At 35.6% G+C, this 24,603-nt stretch carries 16 protein-coding genes; 7 read left to right on the top strand and 9 right to left on the bottom strand.

Annotation, left to right across the window (positions count from 1 at the left end; genetic code table 11):
• Positions 1-28: 28 nt before the first annotated feature.
• Entirely contained in the window at positions 29-895 is an 867-nt protein-coding gene (locus tag BN55_RS07505; protein WP_008471465.1) for a helix-turn-helix domain-containing protein, read from the bottom strand.
• A gap of 99 nt (positions 896-994) precedes the next feature.
• Here BN55_RS07505 and BN55_RS07500 point away from each other — a divergent pair, with 99 nt between their 5' ends.
• Complete coding sequence (locus BN55_RS07500; RefSeq protein ID WP_008471464.1) at positions 995-2,941, top strand: M13 family metallopeptidase; 1,947 nt, start codon at positions 995-997, stop codon at positions 2,939-2,941.
• Positions 2,942-3,001: 60 nt separating this feature from the next.
• Here the strand turns inward: BN55_RS07500 and BN55_RS07495 are convergent, their stop codons facing one another.
• A complete protein-coding gene (locus BN55_RS07495) occupies positions 3,002-4,480 on the bottom strand; it encodes an APC family permease (RefSeq protein ID WP_008471462.1) in 1,479 nt (492 codons plus the stop codon).
• 237 nt (positions 4,481-4,717) lie between these two features.
• On the opposite strand from BN55_RS07495, the gene BN55_RS07490 reads away from it, so the two are divergent.
• The 3 genes from BN55_RS07490 (at position 4,718) to BN55_RS07480 (ending at position 10,218) form a co-directional block, all read left to right on the top strand.
• Positions 4,718-6,811 (top strand): putative ornithine decarboxylase, encoded by a 2,094-nt coding sequence (locus BN55_RS07490; RefSeq protein WP_008471461.1) that lies wholly within the window; start codon positions 4,718-4,720, stop codon positions 6,809-6,811.
• Between the two features lie 10 nt (positions 6,812-6,821).
• Entirely contained in the window at positions 6,822-8,090 is a 1,269-nt protein-coding gene (locus tag BN55_RS07485; RefSeq protein ID WP_008471460.1) for a methionine gamma-lyase family protein, read from the top strand.
• A gap of 250 nt (positions 8,091-8,340) precedes the next feature.
• On the top strand, positions 8,341-10,218 hold the full coding sequence (locus tag BN55_RS07480; RefSeq protein ID WP_008471459.1) for an endonuclease MutS2: 1,878 nt from the start codon (positions 8,341-8,343) through the stop codon (positions 10,216-10,218).
• Between the two features lie 54 nt (positions 10,219-10,272).
• Here BN55_RS07480 and BN55_RS07475 read toward each other — a convergent pair whose 3' ends face one another.
• The gene (locus BN55_RS07475; protein WP_008471458.1) at positions 10,273-10,923 is read right to left on the bottom strand and encodes a Crp/Fnr family transcriptional regulator; all 651 of its coding nucleotides are present in this window, start codon (positions 10,921-10,923) and stop codon (positions 10,273-10,275) included.
• A 144-nt stretch (positions 10,924-11,067) separates the two neighbouring features.
• Between BN55_RS07475 and BN55_RS07470 the strand changes: the two genes are divergently transcribed.
• The 3 genes from BN55_RS07470 to BN55_RS07460 all read left to right on the top strand — a co-directional run bounded on the left by BN55_RS07470 (position 11,068) and on the right by BN55_RS07460 (position 13,866).
• Positions 11,068-11,625 (top strand): hypothetical protein, encoded by a 558-nt coding sequence (locus BN55_RS07470; protein ID WP_008471457.1) that lies wholly within the window; start codon positions 11,068-11,070, stop codon positions 11,623-11,625.
• A gap of 273 nt (positions 11,626-11,898) precedes the next feature.
• On the top strand, positions 11,899-13,236 hold the full coding sequence (locus BN55_RS07465; RefSeq protein ID WP_040469509.1) for an MFS transporter: 1,338 nt from the start codon (positions 11,899-11,901) through the stop codon (positions 13,234-13,236).
• 78 nt (positions 13,237-13,314) lie between these two features.
• Positions 13,315-13,866 carry a cysteine hydrolase family protein gene (locus BN55_RS07460; RefSeq protein WP_008471454.1) on the top strand — a complete coding sequence of 184 codons (552 nt, stop codon included), beginning with the start codon at positions 13,315-13,317 and terminating at the stop codon, positions 13,864-13,866.
• A 61-nt stretch (positions 13,867-13,927) separates the two neighbouring features.
• Here BN55_RS07460 and BN55_RS07455 read toward each other — a convergent pair whose 3' ends face one another.
• From BN55_RS07455 to mnmE, 6 genes are all read right to left on the bottom strand, one after another.
• On the bottom strand, positions 13,928-15,481 hold the full coding sequence (locus BN55_RS07455) for a ClC family H(+)/Cl(-) exchange transporter (RefSeq protein WP_008471452.1): 1,554 nt from the start codon (positions 15,479-15,481) through the stop codon (positions 13,928-13,930).
• Between the two features lie 90 nt (positions 15,482-15,571).
• A complete protein-coding gene (gndA, locus tag BN55_RS07450; protein ID WP_008471451.1) occupies positions 15,572-16,960 on the bottom strand; it encodes an NADP-dependent phosphogluconate dehydrogenase in 1,389 nt (462 codons plus the stop codon).
• A gap of 192 nt (positions 16,961-17,152) precedes the next feature.
• Positions 17,153-18,766 carry an ABC transporter ATP-binding protein gene (locus BN55_RS07445; RefSeq protein ID WP_008471450.1) on the bottom strand — a complete coding sequence of 538 codons (1,614 nt, stop codon included), beginning with the start codon at positions 18,764-18,766 and terminating at the stop codon, positions 17,153-17,155.
• Positions 18,767-19,087: 321 nt separating this feature from the next.
• Positions 19,088-20,896 carry a pyruvate oxidase gene (gene spxB / locus BN55_RS07440; protein WP_008471449.1) on the bottom strand — a complete coding sequence of 603 codons (1,809 nt, stop codon included), beginning with the start codon at positions 20,894-20,896 and terminating at the stop codon, positions 19,088-19,090.
• Positions 20,897-21,186: 290 nt separating this feature from the next.
• Entirely contained in the window at positions 21,187-23,112 is a 1,926-nt protein-coding gene (mnmG, locus tag BN55_RS07435) for a tRNA uridine-5-carboxymethylaminomethyl(34) synthesis enzyme MnmG (RefSeq protein WP_008471448.1), read from the bottom strand.
• 9 nt (positions 23,113-23,121) lie between these two features.
• The gene (gene mnmE / locus BN55_RS07430; protein WP_008471447.1) at positions 23,122-24,507 is read right to left on the bottom strand and encodes a tRNA uridine-5-carboxymethylaminomethyl(34) synthesis GTPase MnmE; all 1,386 of its coding nucleotides are present in this window, start codon (positions 24,505-24,507) and stop codon (positions 23,122-23,124) included.
• Between the last annotated feature and the right edge of the window lie 96 nt (positions 24,508-24,603).

The following is a 24,603-nucleotide window of genomic DNA, read 5'->3' as shown; positions in this document are numbered from 1 at the left end:
GAGCTTCAAAACTTCATTGCTTTTTTATCTATTTCTCTTTATATCTATTAAGAAATTCTAGCATCCCTTTGCCAAAAGCAGACATTCCGCCCCATTCAAAACTTTCTAAAATCAATTCACACTTTTTTAAATGCCTCTCTTTTTTATCAGTACGATAAGCAATCAATTCTTCATAAAATGTGAGCGTTTCACGGTACATAAAAAATTCAGGAATTACAAAAATTTGATGTCCTATTTTAATAAGCTCATTTAATTCACTATCTTTTTTCTCTTCAACGCCTTGCTTTAAGACATTTAATATAATTGCAAATAAAATTTCGTCTTGTCTTTCGACTTTTTTCTTTTCTAAAGCTTTAACAATCTGTTTAATTATTTGCCGATTACTATCAAAATCATACAAATCCACGAAATTCGCATACACTGATAATTTATAGGTATCATATTCTGGCATTAAAAATAACTCTTCTTTTATCTTATTTCTTAAATTAAAGTCAAAAGTTTCGGGATCATCTTTTTCCGATTCTAAAAATCCATCAATTATCAACAACATCTTTTTCTTCATATCAGCTTCGATATCTAAGTTAATAGCTTTTTCTTTAATCTTCTTAAATCTGGCTAATGAATTGTCCGCATAATTAGCTCGGGTTACTTCCTCAAAAAGAGCGTTTACCTGATTTAATTGTTGCTGATGTGGATCAATTTCTAACTTTTCAAAAAAATTTTTAACTGGGATCGCATTATGCGTCAAAAGTAGTAATAAATCATCTACAGTAATTCGATGGATATTCTTTTCCACTTTTGAATAATAGGACTGGCTAACAATTCCGGCCGCAAACTCTTTTTGATTTTTATTTTGTTTTATTCGATATTCTTTAAGCAATTCGCCAACAGTCATTCTGTACTCCTTAAAATTATTCGAATACGACTAATTTTAAAATAATTTTACTTTCTTGATATTATTAAATCAACATTAAATTTAAAGGAGCAAATAACTATGAAAACTTTCAAAATTCGTGGCGGTCTTGGTGACTCAGCCGTAGTAAACACTGCTGCAAAATTACAAGATAACTTATACTTAGCTACTAATTCAAAATGGCTCAAAAAAGCTGAAATTCCTGCCGACCGTTCTTCGATTAATGGGTTCGTAGAACTAGATATTAAAATCAAGAAACAGCTTTTAGATGATCTTAATGATTTTTCTTCTAACAATAAAAATCTACCAAAAATCAATAATTTAAATAAAGCAATCCAGCTTTACCAATTGGCTTTAGATTTTAATAAAAGAGACGACGATGGTGCAAAACCGATTAAAAATGATCTGAACAAATTGACTTCTTTAAACAGTTTCTCAGATTTTAATCGCCAAGCAAGTAGTTTACTTTTATCTGATTTTGCCTTCCCATTCAGCCTCAGTGTCTTTGCCGATATGAAAAACACAGCTAAAAATGCACTTTACTTTGGCTCAACTGAATCTTTTTTGCCAGATGCAGCTACATATAAAGATTCTTCTGCTGATCAATTACTATCTGTTTTTGAAAAGCAAGCACAAGATCTACTAAAACTATCCGGACTTACTGATGACGATAGTAAAAAATGTGCTAGCGACGCAATTAAATTCGATAAACGTTTAGCAAAATACAAAAAATCACAAGAAGAATTAAATGATATTGCAGCCATCTACAATGTCTATACATTAACAGACTTCCAATCAGCTTTCACATCCCTTGATATTAGTGCATTGTTAAGTAGTCTTTTTCCTGACTTGCCAGAAAGAATCATTGTAACAGAACCTGAGTTTTTGAAGCATATCGATGAATTAATCAATTCTACGAGCTTTGAAGAGCTCAAGGGCTGGATGATAGTAACATTTATTAATCGCTATGCCAATTATCTTTCACAAGAATTTCGTGAAGCAGCTTTTGCTTATGAACATGCAATTTATGGATTACAAGAACTACAAGCTAAAGATAAGCACGCTTACAGCATTGCCAATAGCGTTTTTGGTGAAATTATCGGTCTTTACTATGGTCAAACTTACTTTGGAAAGCAAGCTAAAGCCGATGTAGAACAAATGATTCATAAAATGCTTGCAACATATAAAACGCGTTTAAACAATAATACTTGGCTCAGCAATGAGACAAGAAAACAAGCACTTAAAAAGCTTAATGCAATTACTTTAAAAATTGGTTACCCTGATCACGTTTCTGATTTATATGATCTTATCGAAATTTCGTCAACTAAATCGCTTTACGAAAATCTAGTTAAGGCTAACCAAACTAAAATTAAATACAATTTTAGCCAATTAAATAAGCCAGTAGATCGTACACTTTGGGGAGAAGATACACCTGCCAACTTGATCAATGCTTTTTATAATCCAATAAACAATGACATTACTTTCCCCGCAGCTATCTTACAAGATCCTTTTTACAGTACAGAACGTACTTTAAGTGAAAACCTTGGCGGTATTGGTGCCGTAATTGCTCATGAAATTACCCACGCTTTTGATCCAAATGGTTCTAAATTTGATGAGGTTGGTAATATTCGTAATTGGTGGAGTGAAGAAGACTATGCTAAATTCAATGAACTATCGCAAGCTGAAATCACTTTATTTGATGGTATTGTCTGCGGAGGTCTTAAAACAAATGGTAATTTAACTGTAGGTGAAAATGTTGCCGATTTAGGTGGTCTTACAGTCGCAATAGAAACTGCTAAAAAAGAAAACGGCGATCTAAAAGAAGTCTTTCAAACTTGGGCTAAAATTTGGCGTGGTAAAATGACACCTCAATATCGAAAATCAATTATTGCCTATGATCCTCATGCTCCACAAGAGCTTAGAGCGAATGTTGCTGCTCAATCTATCGACGATTTTTATACAACCTTTGATATTAAGCCTGGCGATGGCATGTGGTTAGATCCCGAAAAACGAGTACATATCTGGTAAATTAAAACGCAAAAAAGACTGAATCTAGAGATATCAAAATCTCGATTCAGTCTTTTTAAGTTAGTCTAATTCTTCACTCATTGCTTGTTCACGCTTAGCTTCGCGTTTTCTAAGCCATGGTAAAACAAATCCTAGGCCAAACAATACAACGACAGTAATAATGTTCATCCATAATTGGTGGCTAAATGCGCTTGTCCCTAATTCTACGTTTTGTGGGATAAATCCTAAAGTTGCGCAGACAAAGGTGAAAATCAAGCACCAAAAACCAACTGCCAAAGCACCAGCTTTATTTTTAATGAAGACATAGTCTGAGTGATACTTTTCTTGGTGCATTCTCATTGCAACAAAGGCAAAGAATACCCAACAAGTCTTATATGGTGAAATAATTCCGTTAACATTCAAAAGCCAGTTATAAATGGTATTAATGTTAGGTAAAGTTCCAGTTAATAATAGCAAGAATAAACTAAGTCCAACGGTAAATGTGTATGAGTGAATTGGACGACCGTTCTTATTTTTCTTGGTAAGCCATTTTGGCATGAACTTCTCACCAACATCCCCAGCAAACACACGACTTGATGCATCAAGTAGCACTGCCAGTTGCGCCATCATAAAGATTGCTTGCACAACTGCGAAAATGTACATTAGCACTTTACCTACGCCCAAACTTTCACCAAGTAATTGAAAGGCATAGTAAGGACCGTTCATCTTGAAATCATGTGGAATATGATGAGCGTTAAAGAACATTGCTAAAGCTAATGTTCCAAAGATTGTTAAAAATCCAGTCATAATGGCAAGCATCCACATTGCCTTAGGAAAGTCGCGCTTAGGATTCTTCATTTGTTGCACATATGGCGCAGCAAGTTCAGCACCCGACATTGCAAAGATCAAAAGACCGGTAGTTGAGAAGTAATTCAAGCTAAATGAAGGCTTAAATGCACCCCAGTTAAAAGGTTGCGTTGCAATATGATGTCCATGCATTACTGACCATGCAGCAAGCAAGACAAAGAGCATAGACATAATAAACATTGCTCCCCCACCAATTAAAGAAAGAATTTCTAGTGAGTTACGTAGTTTATTTTCTAATAAAATAAAAATCAAAATAATTACGAATGTCAAAATTCCAAACCAGAATGTTGACATCTTTTTATCTAAACTATTGTTTCCAAAGATCATCCAGCTAAATGAAACAATAACTGAGTTGGAAACGTCCACGATATAAGGCACGCTCTGGACCCAATACATCCATGAAGTCCAATATCCTAAAGTATCATTCGTACTGCGTCTTACCCATGAAGCAAGACCACCATCTTGATTATCAAAAGTTAAACTCATCTGACTACTAATCAATGCGTAAGGAATCACGTATGAAAATAGTAAGAAGATCCATGAAATAACTACTGATAATCCTTGGTTTTGAAATGGATAGAAAATATTTTCAAAACTAATGATGGTAACAAAGTCAATTAAGGCAATGACTGGCCAACTCATATAGTGTTTTTTGTTAGGTTCTAAGCTATCTAAGATATCTGGTTTATCCAATTTTATTTTCCTCCCAAATTTAATTGCCATTTATCTAAGCAAAAAAGTTGGGAGGTTTTAATACAATCAGCAAAGTATTGAAAACCACTTGTCTATAACCTCAATAAGTAGATATAATTTATGCCGTAACATCCTTATAATAATTTCTCAGATGAAAAAACATCCGCAGAAAATTATAAGGATTTATCAAGCTTTTGCAAGTTTTTTTGAAAATAATAGGGAAAATAAGGTGAAAAAATGAATTATTTAAAAATTGCCGTTGATGGCAACATTCAAAACGGAGATTTTTCCAATTGGAAAACTACTGCATTAAATAAAAATACACAGGCAAGTGAATTAGCTGCAATTGTTGTAGCTAATAAGCAAGCTGAAAATATAGCTCAGGATCTTCAAAAAACTTCTGGCCTTGGCATCCCTATTATTAAAGTTTCACGTGAAACGATCTCACAAGACGAGAAAAAACAAATCATCAAACAAGCACAAAACTACACTAATGAAATGGTCCCAGGCTTTTTAACAGACTTAGTTAACTTTGCCCAAGATCGTCCTGTTAGCTTTACTACTCCAGGCCACCACAATGGACTTTATTATGAAAAACATCCTGCAGGTGTAGTCTTCAATCGCTTTTTCGGCAAAAACTTAATGTATGCCGACACTAGCGACACTGTTGCTGAACTCGGCGATACCATGACTCATAGTGGTACGCCACTAACAGCGGAACAAAAAGCAGCGCAAACATACAATGCCGATAAAGTATATTTTTGCACTAACGGAACAACTAGTGCTAACTCAATTTGTGCCAGCGCGCTTTTAACTGAGGGCGATTTAGTTTTATTTGACCGCAATAACCACAAATCTTTATATAATAGTGCATTAGTTATGAGTGGCGCAAAACCTGTCTACATTCCCACAGACCGCAACGCTTTAGGGTTAATTGGCGAAATGGATCCTAACTTTCTTAGTGAAGAAAAAATTAGATCAGAAATTGCTAAAGTTGATCCTCAAAAAGCTAAAGCCAAGAGGCCTTTCAGATTAGCCATTATTCAATCTGAAACTTATGATGGTCTTTTCTACGATGCTAAGTGGATGATCGATAAAATTGGCAAGTTATGCGACTACATTTTATTTGACTGTGCTTGGGGCGGCTTTGAACAGTTTGTGCCAATTATGAATCACCTGTCGCCTCTTAACTTAGAATTTGGACCTGACGATCCAGGAATTTTAGTTACTCAGTCCCTTCACAAACAACAAGCTGGCATGGGACAAGCTTCACAAATTTTGAAAAAAGACAGCCACTTAAAAGGTCAAAAGCGCTACGTTGATCACAAACACTTCAACCATGCCTACTTAAAATTTGTGACTTCCAGCTATTCTTACCCACTCTATGCTTCTTTAACCGTTAACTCTTATTTAACAAACGGAGCTGGTAATAAAAAATGGTGGGATAAAATTTTGCGCTTAGGCATTGAATGGCGCAAAGAATTAATTAAAAAGTCAAAACTATTTAAGCCTCTAGTAATTGATAATTTTGAAAATATTAGTACAGATGATCTAGCAAGCAGCGAAAAGTACTGGAATTTGGAACCTGATAATCTTTGGCACGGCTTTAGCAAAATTGCGGCTGGTCAAGCAATGCTTGATCCATTAAAGATCACTGTCAAAACTCCTGGCATCGACGTCAGAAACGCCAAATATGAAGAAACTGGCATCCCTGGCCCAGTAGTAGCCGAATTTTTAATGGAAAAACGCATTATTCGCGCTAAAGACGACTTAAACTCGCTGCTATTTTTACTAACTCCAGGCGACACCAAGGCAGAATTAGATACACTGCTTAACGCCTTTTTAGAATTCGAAAAATTTTATGACGAAGATGCTCCACTAGAAAAAGTTTTGCCTAAATTGAGCAAGGTTTATCCTGAACGCTATAAAGGTTATACTTTAAGACAGTTATGCCAAGAAATGCACAATTATTATCGCGAAAATCAAACTTTTACTTTACAAAGGGAATTATTTACCAAAAACGATATGCAAGACTACGTTATGACGCCAGCTGCTGCAGATCAGTTATTCATGAAAAATGAAAGTGAATTAGTTGATTTAAACGACGTTGAAGGCCGCATTGCTGCCGAAGGAGCACTTCCTTACCCACCAGGCGTCTTTATTGTTGCACCAGGCGAAAAGTGGTCTAAGATCGATCGCCAATACTTTGAAGTTTTAGTTGGCGCAATCGAACGCTTCCCTGGTTTTGTACCAGAAATTCAAGGCGTTTACTGGGATCAAAAAGATAATGGCAAAATTAGCGTACAAGCTGAAGTATTAAAAGAAAAATAAGGAGATAGATATGACATTTTCATGGACTGAAGATTTACCACAAGATTTAAAAGAAAAAGTTGTTAAAGTTGACAAAAAGATTGCTGGTCGTTTAAACGAAATTGACGAGCAAGTTTTGTACAACCAACAACGCGTTTTAGAATTATTTAGAAAACACCGCGTAGGCGAAGAAGATTTAGTTCCTTCAACCGGTTATGGCTATGACGACATGGGACGCGATAAAATCGAAGCTATTTATGCCGACTACTTTAAAACTGGCGATGCTTTAGTGCGTCCACAATTTTCATCAGCAACGCAAGCTATCTCTGTAGGATTATTCAGTATGCTGCGTCCTGGCGACACGCTCTATTACTTAACAGGGATGCCATATGACACCATTCAAGAAGTTATCGGCTTAGCTGGCGATAAGCCAGGCAATATGAAAGAATGGGGTATTAACTTTAAGCATACTGACTTATTAGAAAATGGCGAAGTTGATTACGAACAAGCTGAAAAAGATTTGCAAGATAAATCAATCAAGGTTGTAACTATACAGCGTTCATTGGGATATGCTGTACGTGCTAGTTTCACTATGGAAAAAATCAAAAAAATGCTTAAATTCATCAAAGAAGTACGTCCTGATGTAAAAATCTTTGTCGACAACTGCTACGGTGAATTTTCTGAAACTGAAGAGCCAACATTCTATGGTGCTGACATGCTTGCAGGTTCGCTTTTCAAGAATGCTGGTGCTGGAATTGTTAAAGGTGGTGCATTCTTAGCTGGTAAAAAAGAATTAATCGAAGGCGCAGGCTCACGCCTTAACGTCCCTGGAGCAGGTAAAGGAGAAGGTGCTACTTGGGGCTATTTACGTGATATTTACCAAGGATTCTTTATGGCACCTCATACAACTGGTGAAGCCATCAAAGGGATGATCTTTACTGCTGCATTATGCGAAGAAATGGGTATGAAGGTTGCTCCTAAGTGGGATGATCCAAGAACTGATATTGTTCAAACTGTAACCTTTGGCGAACCAGATCCAATGGTTAAATTCTGTGCCGCAATTCAGCACTATTCCCCAATGAACTCATTCGTTGATCCAATTCCATACCACCAAGATGGTTATGAAGACGATGTTGTCATGGCTTCAGGTAGCTTTACTGAAGGTTCTACCATTGAATTATCATCTGATGGTCCCCTTCGTGCGCCTTACCGTCTATACATTCAAGGTGGACTTTCTTATGCTCATGATAAGATTGCAATCACTCACGCAGTAGAAGAGACATTTTATAAAAACAAATAATTAAAGCAAAATGCTGATATCATCGTTCATTAAAGCGAAGACTATCAGCATTTTTATATTTTTCAAGCTACTTTGTTTACCCTAATTTATAATGATTTTTTCGTAAAAATGTTATATCATTAAAATCAATAATTTAGAAAAGGATATATTGCCATATGATGCTAATTGTATTTTAGTCTCAAGGGACTAATTTACTTTCCCTTGAGAAAAACAAATTTAAAATCTATTTTCTTAAGGAGAAAAAACAAAATTGAATAATACTGACGAAATCGAATTTTCACGTGTACGTAAACTTGTCTCTCACTATGCCGTTTCACCCGAAGCAAAAGACAAAATTCTAGTTCAACCACTTGCAACTAAATTAATTAAAGCAACTGCTTTACTTGATGAGACTGCAGAAATGGTCTGGATTTTAAATCATGGATTACACATTCCTTTTATTAGTTCAGACGCCTTTACTCCAATTTTAAATAAGGTCAAAAAAGGATTTATCTTAAATCCAGCAGAACTAGAACAAACAGCAGACTTCATTAGAGTTACATGTCTATTAGTGCGCTTTTTTAACAAGCAAAGAAATAATACTCCAATTATCGCAAGTTATTGTGATACTTTAACTATCCTAGATACGCTAGAAGGCGAAATTTATAATGCTATCGAACGTGGACAAGTTTCTGATAATGCAGACAAAGATCTCGCTAAGTTAAGACAAAGAAGCAAAAAATTAAGCAAAAATATTCAAGATACATTGCAAAAATATTTGCAAAGTAAAAAATATCAAACTATGCTGCAAGATTATCAGATAATTCAAAAAGATAATCATTATACTCTCCCGATTAAAGCAAGTTTTAAACACACTTTTGGTGGTAATATTATCGACCATTCTAACAATGGAAATACAGTTTTTATAGAACCCACTAAAATCGTGCATCTTACCCAAGAAAAAGCAACTGTTGAAAATCAGATTTATTTAATTGAATCTCAAATTTTAGGTGATTTATCAGCAAAAATTTACCAGGAATTATCTCAACTAGAGGCAAATCTTAATATTATTATTGACCTAGATTGTATCTTAGCCCGAGCAAAATACTCTCAAAATATTAATGGTAAACGACCATTGTTAAATGAACAAAATCAACTCCAATTAAACGAAATGAGGCATCCTCTTTTATCTAATCCGGTTCCTCTTTCACTTAATTTAGATTCTACTAAACGTGGTTTGATAATCACAGGTCCTAATGCAGGTGGAAAGACTGTCACTCTAAAAACAGTTGGTTTGGCCATTGCAATGGCAGAATTTGGACTATTCTTACCAAGTTCAGGGATTTGCTCAATTCCAATAATGACTGCTATATATACTTCAATTGGCGATCATCAGGACTTAGATAACTCTCTGTCTACATTCTCTGCTGAAATGAAACAAATGTCTTATATTGTCCAGCATGCAACAAAATACAGTCTAATTTTATTAGATGAATTAGGCAGCGGTACAGATCCAAACGAAGGTGCTGCTCTTGCTATTGCTCTGCTGCAGACATTACAATTAAAAGGCAGTCTAATCTTAGCAACCACTCACTATAGTGCAATAAAAGACTATTCTACTAAGCATCCCGCTTTTATCACTGCAGCTATGGACTTTGATCTAAAGACACTTGAGCCAACATATAAGTTACTGTTAAATCAGATAGGAACCAGCCGCGCTCTATGGATAGCTGAAAAGAATGGTATGCCTCAAGAGGTTTTAACACAAGCTAATAATTTCTTAAATACTGGTAAATTTCCTTTAAATCAAAGTCAAATTAAATTTAAAAATCATTCGAAAAAAATTAAATCTACAATTTCTTTTAAAAAAGGTGATCGTCTTAAAGTCCCTGAGTACGAACAAGACGTTTTGTTTTATCAAAACTCGGATCTTGCAAATCAAATCATTATCTTTGTTAATAAAAATTTTAAGACAATACCAGTTAAAGGAGCTAAGCTAGTTAGAAAGGCAAAAGACCTTTATCCAGAAGGTTACAATCTTGATCTACTATTCGTACAAGATTGGAAAGAGTACAAATTAAATAAAGACCTAAGCCGTGGTTCTAAAAAGGCTTGGAAAAAATTGAAAAAAATAGACAAACTTAGATAATGATATGAACCCAGAAATTCTTGTCCGAATTTCTGGGTTTTATTACCGGCTCCTTTACTTTGCAATTGTGATAATTTTTTTATCGACTTGAATTTTATTTTCCTTAGCCAATTCTTTTAACTTACGACTTAAAGTTTCTGGCGTAATGCCCAAATAACCAGCTAGGTCTTTTTTCTTAAGATCTAGCTTTACTTTATTTGTACCTTGTTTTTTTGACAAATCATTCAAATACGCCATAATTCTTTGCTTAGCATCCATTGAATTGCGACGCACTGTATTTTTCTCCGCAGTGACTAATTTTTGACCAAAATCATTGAGTAGACTTAAGGCTAGATCTGGCGTTTGACGAACTAATTTTTGAAAATCATTCCGGGTCATCGAACACACCCAAGCATCAGTAGTTGCCTGAATAAAACTCTCAGGACTGCTAGTCGAAAATAAATGTTCCTGGCCTTCAGAATCGCCCTTATTCAGCAAGCCTAAAATCGTCTCTTTACCATCTTCATTAAGACTATAAACTTTAGCCTTTCCCTTATCCATGACAAGCATCCCGTCTTTTCCATCAAAGGGTTGGCGAATCAAACTGCCTTTAGGAAAATATTCTTGATGCGTCGAAATGGTAACTAGCTTTTTTCTAAGTGATTCTGGTAAGTCCTTAAATAAAGTGGCATTACTCAAACAAGCAAGTGGCGAATGTTTTGTCATTTGTTCATACTTCTTTCTTGATATAAATCAATTTTATTATACCCTATCTTTTTATAATTAACTTGTAAGCACTGATAAATGAACTTTCAAGCTTTTTGATTTATGATAGAGCTGAAGTGTTACTTAAAAGAAAGGATCTTTATTATGACAAAATATATTGCTCACATTAACCCACTAAATGCAGAAAAAATTGGTTGTCAGTCCCATGGGACAGCCGAATTTACCGAAAATGGCGATCAACTTCACATTAAAGTAGAAATGTTTGATACACCAAAGAATATCGAACACTGGGAACATTTCCACGGCTTTCCTGATGGTAAAGTCGCTCAGGCTGCAACTATGGCTCAAGATGTCAACCACGACGGCTTTGTCGATTTACCTGAAACCGAACCAGTATCAGGAACTACGATGGTGCCACTTGATGCGGATCCAGCAAAAATGAATATTCCTAACAATACTTACCCTGTCGCTGACAGCAATGGTTATTACGAATATGAAGTTGATGTGCCTTTGACCGAATTACAAGAAAACTTCAAAAAAGCTTTCGGCAGCACTGATCTTCAATTAGATAAACGCGTAGTTTATGTCCACGGCGTCCCTGAAAGTCTTGAATTACCAGACACTGTTAAGGGCTGTGTAATGGATTATGATACTCACACTACCTTGCCAATTGCCGCAGGAAAGATTGAAAAAGAAGATTAATTAGATAATTAAAATTAATTGAATATTTATTCTAAAAAGCTGTTACTAATAATAGCTTTTTATTTTTATGTGTTTCATTGAGAAAGTATTAATTTTGTCGACGCAGTCATCAAGTAAGTAGTTGAAAGATCTGAAGCTAATAAGACTATTGAATAGATGTCCACTTTGCATGATTTTTCATAATTTGTTAAGGTGGAATATAGTTACTATATTTTGAAAAGTAAATTTAAGGAGGTATTTTTACAGAGACTATTTTTCAACATGTCTCTTTTTATGAGTGATCAAGCAAACAATTTAAACAAAGTAAAACCAAAGAAGAACTACAAAAAAGCGCCACTGATGCCAATTCACATGCGTGTTTTTGTAGCAGTAGTATTAGGCCAGATTGCCTGTGGTTTTGCCTTAGGAATATCCGGAACTGCCTTATCTAACGCAGCTAGGTATTTAACAATTAGTGATCTTTGGACGGGATTAATTGGCGCCGGTTCATTAATTGGACTTGCTGGAAGTATCATCATTGGCAGAATTTCGGACAAAATCGGTCGTCGCAAATTACTGATGATCAATATGTATATCTTGGGCATCTTTTCGCTTTTGCAGTTATTAACCGCAAACTTTGCTCTGATCTTTATTATTAGAGTAATTATTGGGCTGATGATTGCGGTTGATTATACTGTTGGAAATGCTCTACTTACAGAGTGGCTTCCTGCTGGTGAAGACAGCAAACGCCAAAGTCATTTGCTTATTTACTGGACAATTGGCTTCATTGCATCATATATCACTGGTACATTTGTAAATGGTTTTGGCAGTTATACTTGGCAAATTATTTTAGCTACCAGCGCTATTCCTGCATTTATAGCTGCAATTTTTAGATCGATTTTTCCATTGCCTGCTTCTCCAAGCTGGCTAGCTAGTCGGGGTAAAGTTAAGAAAGCAAACCAAGTTATTAAAAAACATATGGGACGCAGATGGGGAATTCCCAAGCGCCTAAAAAAAGCTAAACCAGTCAAAGAAGTTACTTGGAAAATTCTCTTTTCTAAAAAATATCTACGACGCATCTTAATTGGTGGCCTATTTTATGCCTGTCAGGCCTTTGCCTTTTTCGGCATTAGCATTTTCTTGCCGATTCTTTTGCAAGGAATGCATGTCACTGATCAAAAGGTTTCAGGAATTATTTACAATGGCGGAATGTTTGTCGGAGTTTTATTTGGAATTTTTATTTTTAACAAAATCAGCCGCCGAGCCGTTCTGGTTTCAAACTTTTTATTATCCGGTGTCTTAATTGGAATTTTAGCCTTAGTTAAAAATATTCCAACTAATTTACAGCTGATAATCTTTTGTTTATTTGCCATCATCCTTTCTTCAGGACTAGTACTCGATTATCCTTATCCTACTGAATTATTTGATATTAAAGTTCGCGGAACTGGTGTCGGCACTTGTATCACAATCAGTCGAATTGGTGCCGCTGCAGGAACATTCTTACTACCAATTTTAACTAATAGCGGTGGTGCAAGTTTAGCCATGTTGGTCTGCAGCATTGTATTACTCGCAAGTTTCATTATCTGCTTAATTTGGGCACCAGAAACTTCACCCAAATTCAAAAAAGAATAACTAATTTTAAAGTCTCACTTGAGGCTTTTTCTTTTGTGGCTCATAATAGCCATAATTATATTTATAAAGGAGAATACTATGACTCAAGAAGCACTCTTAATCATCGATTACACTAATGATTTTGTTTCAGACAAAGGCAGCTTAACTTGTGGCAAACCTGCTCAAGAAATTGAAAATGAAATTGTCAATTTAGCAGATTCATTTTTAAAGCAAAATAAATGGGTAATTATTCCCACTGACCTACATTTCCCAGGAAATAAATATCATCCCGAAACTAAGTTATTTCCACCGCATAATTTGCCAAACACTTGGGGTCGGCAATTATATGGCAAGCTGCAACCGTGGTATGACAAAAATAAGACGAATGATCATGTCATATTCATGGATAAAACGCGCTATTCTGCTTTTGCAGGTACTAACTTAGATCTTATTTTAAGAGAAAGAAAAATCGATACTCTGCATCTGACTGGTGTCTGCACCGATATCTGCGTCCTTCATACGGCAATGGATGCATATAATCGCTGCTATAATTTAGTAATTCACCAAGATGGTGTTGCAAGTTTTGATGAAAATGGACATAAATGGGCCTTAAATCATTTTAAATCTTGTCTAGGTGCAACTATACTTTAATTGTAAAAAAATAAGCCCTCTAGCTTAAATTTGAGCTAGAGGGCTATTTTGTATATTTAAGCTATCCATCTAATTCGACACCTTGCAATTTTTTAATTGCATCATAGACTTGTCCGCGTCGATTTTGATCAACAGCTAGCACTAATAAATCGCCAGCTACAATCACGGTATCTCCATGCGGAATAATATCTTGACTGCCGCGATGAATAACTTTAATTAAGGTATCATCCGGCCATTTAACATCTTCAATTTTTTCATCGACTAATTTACTGCTTTCATAGACTGGGATTGAAATTTGATCTTCTTCTCCACACAATCCCTTTTCACTAGATTTTGGCTCCATAGCAGCCGCTAAGCTATCATAAATTGGACGGCCGCCAAGTAATTGGTCAACTAACAAAGCAATAAATGCTACAACAGCTAACGGCATTAAATGTAACAGCGATCCGACCATTTCAGTAATTAAAATAATCGCTGTAAATGGTGCTCGAATAATTGCTGCAAAATAACCAGCCATGGCAAAAATAATTAAATTAATAACTAATTTTTGTGGCAATAATCCCAGCTGTACCATAAATAGACCGTAAGTTGCACCAATTAAAGCACCCATTGTTAAAATTGGTAAAAAGATGCCGCTCGGCAGACCCGAATCATAAGAAACAATTGAAAATGCAATTCTAATTACATAAAAAATCGCCAGCATCTCTACTAAATTCCAACTGCTATAAGCAATTGACTTAGGTAAAGACAAAATCAAATGATTACCTGGTCCAGTAATTAGCGGCAAATAATACATAATCGGTATTAAGATCACTAGTGGAATCAATCCGTGTAGCCAGCGCGGAATAAAAGTGATTTTTGCATAAAACTTTTTAAAATTAAACAAGCCCAATTTATATAAGTGTCCTAAAAGTCCCAAAATAAGTCCTAATAACACTAAATGCCAATAAAGTGGCATTGGGAAAGAATGATTGTAAGCTAAAGCTAAAGCTGGTTTTTGACCAAATAAGTTAGATACAACAAAGTTCGAGGCAATCGCACCCACCAAGGCATTCATCCACACACGTGGCGAAAAATTATGAAAAATTTCCTCTAAAACAAACAACGCACCACTTAAAGGGGCACCAAAAGCAGCTGATAAACCACTGGCAGCACCTGTTGCTAGCAAAACTCGTGAATTTGTTTTAGTTTGCTTAAAGCCTTGGCCGACTCCTTGACCAATTGTGGAACCTAATTGAAGCGATGGTCCTTCTGGTCCTAAAAATAATCCTGTTCCAATAACCATAATGCCGCCGATTAACTTTCGCCACAAAATCGGCCACCATTGCAAAGTTAACTTTCCTTGCATTTGTAATTTAACTTCCGGAATACCAGACCCACCAACGTGCGGATATTGTTTAACAAAATATCCTGCAATTATGCCAGTTAATGCCAGTCCTGCTACGATTACAATAAACCATAATGGATTTTGGTGCGACTTTTTAAATAAATCGAGCCAAAAAGCTTCGGTTTTACCAATTCCATATCTAAAAAATCCCACTACAACTCCAGCAATTAATCCCACGCATAATGCTTGCAGCATTAATTTGAGATTGCTTTTTTCCTCGTATTTCATACTTTCCCGCTTTCTGATTGATATAAATATTATTTTACCGCAAAAAGCCACTACTTTCGTAGTGGCTTTAAAGTTTCACGTGTAACAAATTTATTTTTCTTCATACCATTCAGTATGGAATGTACCTGGACGATCATTTCTTTGGTAAGTGTGAGCACCAAAGTAATCACGTTGTCCTTGAATAATGTTCTGTGGTAAACGTGGGTTGAAAATTGATTCTAAGTAATTAAGCGCAGCACTTAAAGTTGGAGTTGGTACGCCAGCTTCAGCAGCAATTTGTACAACTTCTTTTAATGCATCAAGGTTGCTATTCATAACCTTAGCAAAGAATGGTGCCTTAAATAAGTTCTTCAAATCAGGATCTGAATTATAAGCAAACTTAATGTCGTGAAGCATTTGTGAGCGAATAATACAGCCGGCTTCCCAGTTTTGAGCAATAGTTGAAAAGTGCAATTTCCAGTTATAAGCATTAGCTGCCATAGTCATTTGTTCAAATCCTTGAGCATATGATACAGCCATGGCTAAGTACAATGCTTTGCCTAATTTATCTACTAAATCTTTAGGAGCTCTAGCTTGATCCATCTTAGGAGCAGTACCATCTCTAAAGGTAGCTTTTGACATAAAACGAGCTAGCACTGCTTCAGCAATAACAGTAATTGGCGCACCCAACTTAATTGCATCTTCTAACATCCAGTTACCAGTTCCCTTGTAAGAAGCCTCATTTAAGATATGATCAATAATATTGTCATCAGTTAGGTCATCTTTTTGCTTAAGAACTTTTGAAGTGATTTCAATTAAATAAGCTTGAAGAGCACCCTTGTCCCAGTTAGCAAAAATTTCACTCATTTCGTTGTTTGAATAGTTGCCCGCAGTACGCAAAACGTCATATACTTCGGCGATAATTTGCATAATTCCATATTCAATACCGTTATGAACCATTTTTACGTAGTGACCACTACCTTCTGACCCAATGTAACCAACACATGGCTGACCAGTAGGTGTTTTTGCTGCAATTGCTTCTAAAATTGGTGCTACTTCTTCATAAGCTTTTTCATCTCCACCTGGCATCAAAGCTGGACCATTAAGTGCCCCTTCTTCACCACCAGAGACACCCATACCAAAGAAGTGAATTCCATGCTTAGCCATTTCATGAGCGCGACGGTTGGTATCGTGGAAGTTTGAGTTACCACCATCAATTAAAATATCGCCCTTATCAAGTAGTGGAAGTAATTTTTGTAAAGTTTCATCAACTGGCTTACCTGCCATAATTTGAATCAAAATCTTACGTGGCTTTTCCAAAGAGTTAACGAATTCTTCCCAAGTATAAGTAGGCTTTAAATCCTTATCTTCATACTTAGCTAAAGCATCAACTTCTGGCTTATCAATTGAAAATCCAGATACAGAGAAGCCGTGATTTTTAACATTTAATGCAAGGTTTTTACCCATGACTGAAAGGCCAATAACCCCAAATTGTTGCATAAATAGTGCCTCCATTTAATTAGTTTTATTCATTCAATTACTAGTATACTTTTTTTGCCAACTTTTCGCACAGTTTTGCTTACTTTTAGTTAAAAAAGTGATCCATATGCTACATAAATTAGTTTGGTAATTATAGCAATCCGTTTTATTTCATAAAGCCCACCAGCAAAAGGTGTAGAAAATTTTTCATAGTTATCTTATCCTTATATTTTTAGCTTTTTCCTCAATTCCAAGATCATGACTAATGATTATAACTAGATTAGTTTGCGCTATTTTTTTCAATAAGCTTAATAAATCTGATTGCAATTCAGGATAAATATTAGCTAATGGCTCATCTAATAAAAAGCAGTGCGCCTTCTTTTTCAAAATAGCAGAGTAAAGTTTTACTAATTGTATTTCGCCTGTTGAAAGCTCAGTCATTTTCTTATCTAACACTTTTTTTATGTTAAATTGCGAAGAGCTAAATACTTTTTGGAAATATTGATCTTCAGAAATATGATCTTCGTTACTCTCATTTACATACATATCTAAATATTCTCTTACAAGACAATTGGGAAGAATCGTGTCTTGGAATAAGCAGCTTATATTATCTTCTCTAAGTTTTTTCTTGTTTATTAAGTCAATATCTATATTGTTTATTAAAATTGTTCCTTTTTTTGCTGGCGTATACAGTCCAATTATCGTCCTTAAAAAAGTAGACTTTCCTATTCCATTTCTGCCTCTAACAACGTAAAGACCAGAATTATTAAAACTACATGTAAGTTTTTTGGAAAATAACGTCTTTCGTGCATCTAGACTAATATTGAAATTATGAACTTGGATATTTTCAATCTTAGGAATGACTATTTCTCCGTCTACTTCATTCCGGATAGACATCAATTGATCAATTCGCATGTATGCAACCCGGAAAGATTCAAAGTTAAATAAAATAGAAAAGATCTCATCTACTTGTCCTAATAATTGATTAAAATATTGGAAAAGAACTGAAAAAGCTCCTATTGTCATGCTTCCCGATATTACGGCCAATCCGCCATTAATAAACAATATTAACTGAAAAATCAATTGTAAGACGATCTCGCCGGTAGACATTCCCAAATTAAGAAAAAAGTTTCTTCTTGTAATATTTAAAAGAGATGCTTTGGTCTTTTTCCACCTTTTAGATTCCATCTCTTCGCGTTTATTGCCTTTAATTTCAACATATCTATTCAGCCATTCAGCAAACCCAGAAAAATATTCATTGTAAATCCGTCTTAATTCTAAGTTTATTTTGAATATTTTAGGTTTTAAAAAGAGGTACAAAATAATATAGGCTGGTAGCAAAATCATTACCAGCAAGAAAAAGTGAGATTTGGCTTTAATAATATAAATAAAAATTATAATCGAGGAAATAACAATTGAAGTTATCTGATTTACTGTTTGAAACAGGAAATTTAAGATTTCATTAGTGTCTTCCGTAATTCTATCTGCAGTTTGAATAGGATCTAGTTTTAAGACTTCTAACGTATCTTTTGAATAAAGCTTCTTTATTATCGTATCGTTTACTTCTATGTTTATTTTTCTAAACTTTAGAATTTGAATTTTATTTATAAAAAAAGACAAAAACAATCTTATGACGTTTAAAGCTATTATCACTACTATATTGCGTATGAATGATGTCCTATCAGCCTTATATACTAGTGAATTTATTAGCATACCTTCCAAAAAAACATTAGATGTTTCAATACACGTATTAATAATATTCATTCCTAAAAAAAGAAAATACTCAAACTTGTATTTGCCATTAAGCTCTTTTAGAACAGCACGCATAAAATCACCTACATAATAATTTAATTAAAGAATAATATCTTCTAAGGATTGGACTTCCTTTTCTAATTTTCTTTCAGAGTCACTACCTACTCCATAACACATTGAAAAGCATATGCTTTACCACTCTCTATAGCGATATCATTAAAAGTAAATTAACAAAATTTTAAGCTATTATAATTTGATTGTCAACAACTCTCATTATTTTGATTATGCCAACTTTTCGCACAGTTTTGCTTACTTTTAGTTAAAAAAAGAAATGTTTCTTAAAACTTAGAAACATTTCTTTTACAGGCGTATCTATTCTTCTATATTATGCTTAAATTAATGTCTTGATGCTCCAGATGAAGTATCAGTTTCAACTACTTCTTCTGCACTTTCTTCTTCGTGCTCAGAAGCGCCACTTGCGGCATCTGCTTCAACACCATATTTTTCTGCGAAGTAACTGAATGGCTTCAAAGCTTCTGCTTGATACTTCTCAACAAAGGCTGGATCACTTAAAGTATTTAATTCAGTTGAGTATGGCATTTCATGAGTGTACTTAATATCAATAAGCATTGGACCATCCATCTTCTTGAATTCCTTGACTGCGTCTTCGAATTCTTTCTTGGTACGTACTACAACACCCTTGACATTCATACCTTCGGCAACTTTTGCCCAGTTGTTATCTGGAATGATAACACCAGATAATGGTTGGTGAGATTCATCTTCTTGTTCTGCTTGAATGTATCCTAAAGTTTCATTAGTAAATACCACATTCAAGATGTGCATGTTGTAACGAGCCATAGTCAATAATTCTTGACTCATCATAGCAAAGCCACCATCACCAGCTAAGTTCCAAACTTCACGGTCTGGATATACAGTTGCTGCAGTAAGAGCAGCTGGTGCACCATAACCCATAGTTGCGTGAAGACCTGAAGTAGTCCATTTTTGATCATCATGCATCTTAAGCAAACGAGTATGATCTACATTAACGTTACCAACATCAATAGCAAAGATTGCGTCATCGTCAGCTTCTTTGTTAATTACATCAAAGATTGGTTCTGGACGAACTGGCATTTCATCAGAATCCTTGAAGCTTTCATGCCATGCATCCCAATTTTCACGGTCAGCTAAAGCTGCCTTGTAAAGTGGAGTTTCTGCCTTTTCTTCGCCAGCATCAATTAATGCACGTAAACTCTTCTTAGAATCAGCAAGCATTGAAACATCAACTGAGTGACGTTTACCAAACTTAGCTTCATCAACATCAATTTGGATTACCTTAGTGTCTTTGTTGAACCATAACAATGAGAATGGTGAGTTGTTACCAACCCAAACAACTAAGTCAGCATAGCTTTGAACTTCGTTAGCTGGCTTTGGCCCAATACGGCCAATAGTACCCATGTATGCTGGGAATGCGTCTTCTACAACACCCTTACCTAAGTAAGATGAAAGAAGTGGCATCTTGTATTTGTCAGAAAATTCCTTTAATTCTTCGCTAGCATCCTTAGCACCGTTACCAAAGTAAACTACAGGATTCTTAGCTTCATTGATCAACTTAATAGCTTCGTCAACCGAAGTCTTAGTTGGAGCTGGGTAGTTAGCTTCTGGCTTAGCATCCTTGTTTACACGGAAGTTGTCTTCAATCTTTTGCCAGCCATAGTCCTTAGGAATTATTAAAACTGCAGGACCTTTTCTTGCGTAAGCTTGACGAATTGCTTCATCAGTCAGAACTGGAATTAAATCAGCAGTCTTAGCTGAAGCGCACCATACGCTAGCATCTAAGAACCATTTGTCTTCGTCAAAGGCTTGGAAGAAATCAATATCTTGACGACTAGTTGGTACGTTAGCAACAATTGCTACCATTGGAGTCTTGTCATACTTAGCATCGTATAAACCGTTGAATAAGTGCGCAGCACCAGGTCCAGCTGAGCCAAAACATACACCTAACTTACCAGTTAATTTATATTCAGCTGAAGCTGCCAAAGAACCTGCTTCTTCGTGACGAACTTCAATGAATTTCATCTTATCTCTGAAATCATAAATAGCGTTCATACTTGAGTCGAATGAACCACCTGGGAAACCATAAATATGATCAATTCCCCAATCATATAGAACTTTTAGCATAGCATCTGAGCCATTAATTTTTGCCATAATATATACGCATCTCCTTAAATTCTATTTCTGTACATCTAAATTAAACCACACTTGTGCACACTTTGAAAGTGTTTTCATTTCTTGCTATACAAGGATATACGTAAATATAAAGATAATTATTTCACAAACTTATTTAAAATAGCACAATAAGTTCTATCCTATGAGGATTTTTTGATGTGATTAAGTGATCATAATTTTTTATATTTTTGATTTTGTAACATTTTTGTAATATTAAAAGCAAAAAAAGCACTATTTTTTCAAATAGTGCTCTTTATTCAGATTTTTCGTTATTTTTCGTTTTTCTTTGAGCCATATCCAGGCAGTTTAGCTATCTTGCCTTGTTGAATATAGGCTGTCAAAATTGCTAAATCTGCTGGATTTACGCCAGAAATTCTTTCTGCTTGGGCAATTGATTCTGGACGAATTTTTTCGAATTTTTGACGTGCTTCAGTAGCTAAACTTGAAATAGCATTATAGTCAATGCCTTCTGGAATCTTCTTAGATTCCAACCGGTGCAAACGATCAACCATAACATTTTCTTTCTTGATATAGCCCTCATACTTAAGAGCAATTTCAACTTGCTCTTTTACATAGCGATCACTAGCTAACGGATGACCAACTAGTTTTTCAATAGCTTCAAAACTAACACGCGGTCTCTTTAAAAAGTCAGCACCGCTAACGCCTGCATTTAGACGATCTTGCTTAATTGAAGCTAAATATTCTTGGACTTCATCAGTTGGATGGATTTTTACTTCTTTAATAACCTGCATAGCATCAGCAATAGCCTTCTTTTTAGCTTCAAACTCTTGGTAACGTTCTTCAGAAATCAAACCAAGTTCATGGCCTTTTTCAGTTAAACGCAAGTCTGCATTGTCATGACGCAATAATAAACGATATTCAGCACGACTAGTAAGCAGTCGGTATGGTTCATTAGTGCCCTTAGTTACTAAATCATCAATTAATACGCCAATATAAGCTTCGTCTCTTTGTAAAGTAAAGCCTGGCTTATTTTGTGCGCGCAACGCAGCATTGATTCCGGCAATTAAACCTTGTCCGCCAGCTTCTTCATAGCCAGATGTTCCGTTCATTTGTCCAGCAGTAAATAAGTTTTTAATATTCTTAGTTTCCAAAGTATGCTTGAGCTGCCAAGGTTCAATAACATCATATTCAATTGCATATCCTGGACGCATCAATTCGGCATGCTCTAATCCAGCAACAGAGTGCACCATTTTCAGTTGTACTTCTTCAGGCATTGAAGTTGAAAAATCCCCAACATAAATTTCTTTAGTATGGCGACCTTCGGGTTCTAAGAATATTTGGTGACGGTCTTTGTCCGCAAAACGAACAACCTTATCTTCAATTGATGGACAATAACGTGGGCCCACGCCCTTGATAATGCCGGAAAACATCGGTGCACGATCCAGATTTTGACGTATAATTTCATGCGTCTTAGGGTTGGTATAAGTCATGTAGCATGACATCTGATCTTCAGGCTTAATGTAATTAGCATCGCTAGTTGTGTAAGAAAAATGGCGTGGCTCGCTATCGCCAGGTTCTTCTTCAGTTTTAGAATAATCGACCGTATTGCCATCTACACGAGGAGGAGTTCCTGTTTTAAAGCGACGCAATTTAAAGCCAAGTTTTTCCAAATTTTCAGGTAACTTAATTGAAGGAAGCGAGTTGTTAGGACCAGAAGAATAAGTCAATTCGCCAATGATAATTTTACCGCGAGCAGCAGTACCGGTTGTCAAAACTACGCTTTTAGCCAAATATCTAGCACCAGTATTTGTAACTAAGCCTTTACATACGCCATCTTCAACGATTAATTCATCTGCTACACCCTGACGCAAAGTTAAATTAGGCGTATTTTCAATGGTGTCTTTCATATGTTCATGATATTGCCACTTATCAGCTTGCGCACGTAAAGCACGAACAGCTGGACCTTTTCCCGTATTAAGCATTCTCATTTGTACATAAGTAGCATCAATATTTTTGCCCATTTGACCGCCTAAAGCATCAATTTCGCGCACCACAGTTCCTTTAGCAGGTCCTCCCACAGAAGGATTACACGGCATAAAAGCAACCATATCCAAATTAATTGTTAATAATAAAGTCTTTTCACCCATGTGGGCAGCAGCTAAGGCTGCTTCACAGCCAGCATGCCCCGCTCCAACGACAATTACATCATATTCATTAGATTCATATGTCTTCATATATGCTTCCTACTTTCCTAGACAGAATTGACTAAATAACTGCGTAATTAACTCATCAGGTGCACTTTCACCTGTAATTTCACCTAGATCATTCCAAGCATTGGTTAAATCTATTTGGACTAAATCAAGCGGCATATCATCATCAACGCCCTTAATTACTTCAGCTAATGCTTGTCTAGCTTTTACCAAAAGACTTGCTTGACGCTGGTTAGTAACTAGTACTTGATCAGCTGAATTTTCAATTCCCTTAAAGAATAACTTCTCAATTGCATTTTCTAATTGGTCCAAGTTTTCTTTTTGCAAAACTGACGTTACAACTACTGGACTATCAGTCATCTTTTTAATTGTTTCTGGACTAATCTTTTGACCCAAATCGTTTTTATTTAGAACAATAATACGTTTTTTATTTTTTGTAAATTCTAATAAATCGCGATCTTCTTGTTCTAATTCACGACTAGAATCAAGTAAGAGCAAGACAAGATCAGCTTGATCAACTGCTTTTTTAGATCTTTCGACCCCGATTTTTTCTACTTTGTCAGAAGTTTCATGAATTCCTGCAGTATCAATTAGCTTTAAAGCAGCGCCCTTGACTGACACATATTCTTCCAAAGTATCACGCGTAGTTCCTGCCACATCGGTCACAATGGCCTTGTCATCTTGAGTTAAATAATTCAATAAAGATGATTTACCGACATTAGGTTTCCCAACAATTGCCGTAGCTAAACCTGAGCGAATAATTTTACCTTCCTGGGCTGTATTTAAAAGCTCATCGATCTTTTTAGAAACAGAAATTGCCTTTTGCTTCATTTCCTGACCAGTCATATCATCCATATCATATTCAGGATAATCGATATTTACTTCTTCCTGAGCCATGGTATCTAGTAGGTCTTGGCGCATAGCCTTTATTTTTGTCATTAAGCCGCCTTCAAGTTGATTCATAGCCACTTGACGCGCACGATCAGTTTTAGCGCGCACCATATCCATGACTGATTCAGCTTGTGTTAAATCAATACGCCCATTCATAAAGGCTCTCTTGGTAAATTCACCTGGATCTGCCATTCGAGCGCCATTTGCTAAAAGCAATTGCAAAATATCATTAGTAACGACAATTCCACCGTGACAAGAAATTTCGACGATATTTTCACGTGTAAATGTTTTTGGAGCGAGCATGACAGTTGCCATACATTCATCAATTACCTTATTAGTTTCAGGATCTATCACATGTCCATAATGAATGGTATGCGATGCGACTTTAGCTAAATTTGCTCCTTTAAAAACTTTATTTGCAATTTTCACAGCATCTTGTCCTGACAAACGGACAATTGAAATGCCACCCTCACCAAGTGGCGTAGAAATTGCAGCAATTGTATCAAATTGAGTTAAAACTTGTGCCATTTTTACTCCCTAACTAAAAATTTCAATAAAAAAAGTGCCCACTCCACCATTGAAACATGATGGACAAAGCACTTTGACTACTTTATCTATATGATT

The sequence above is a fragment of the Lactobacillus hominis DSM 23910 = CRBIP 24.179 genome, assembly GCF_000296835.1.
In the GTDB taxonomy this organism is placed as follows: domain Bacteria; phylum Bacillota; class Bacilli; order Lactobacillales; family Lactobacillaceae; genus Lactobacillus; species Lactobacillus hominis.
The sequence above is the reverse complement of the archived record's forward strand: the minus strand, read 5'-3'. Positions and strand labels throughout refer to the sequence as shown.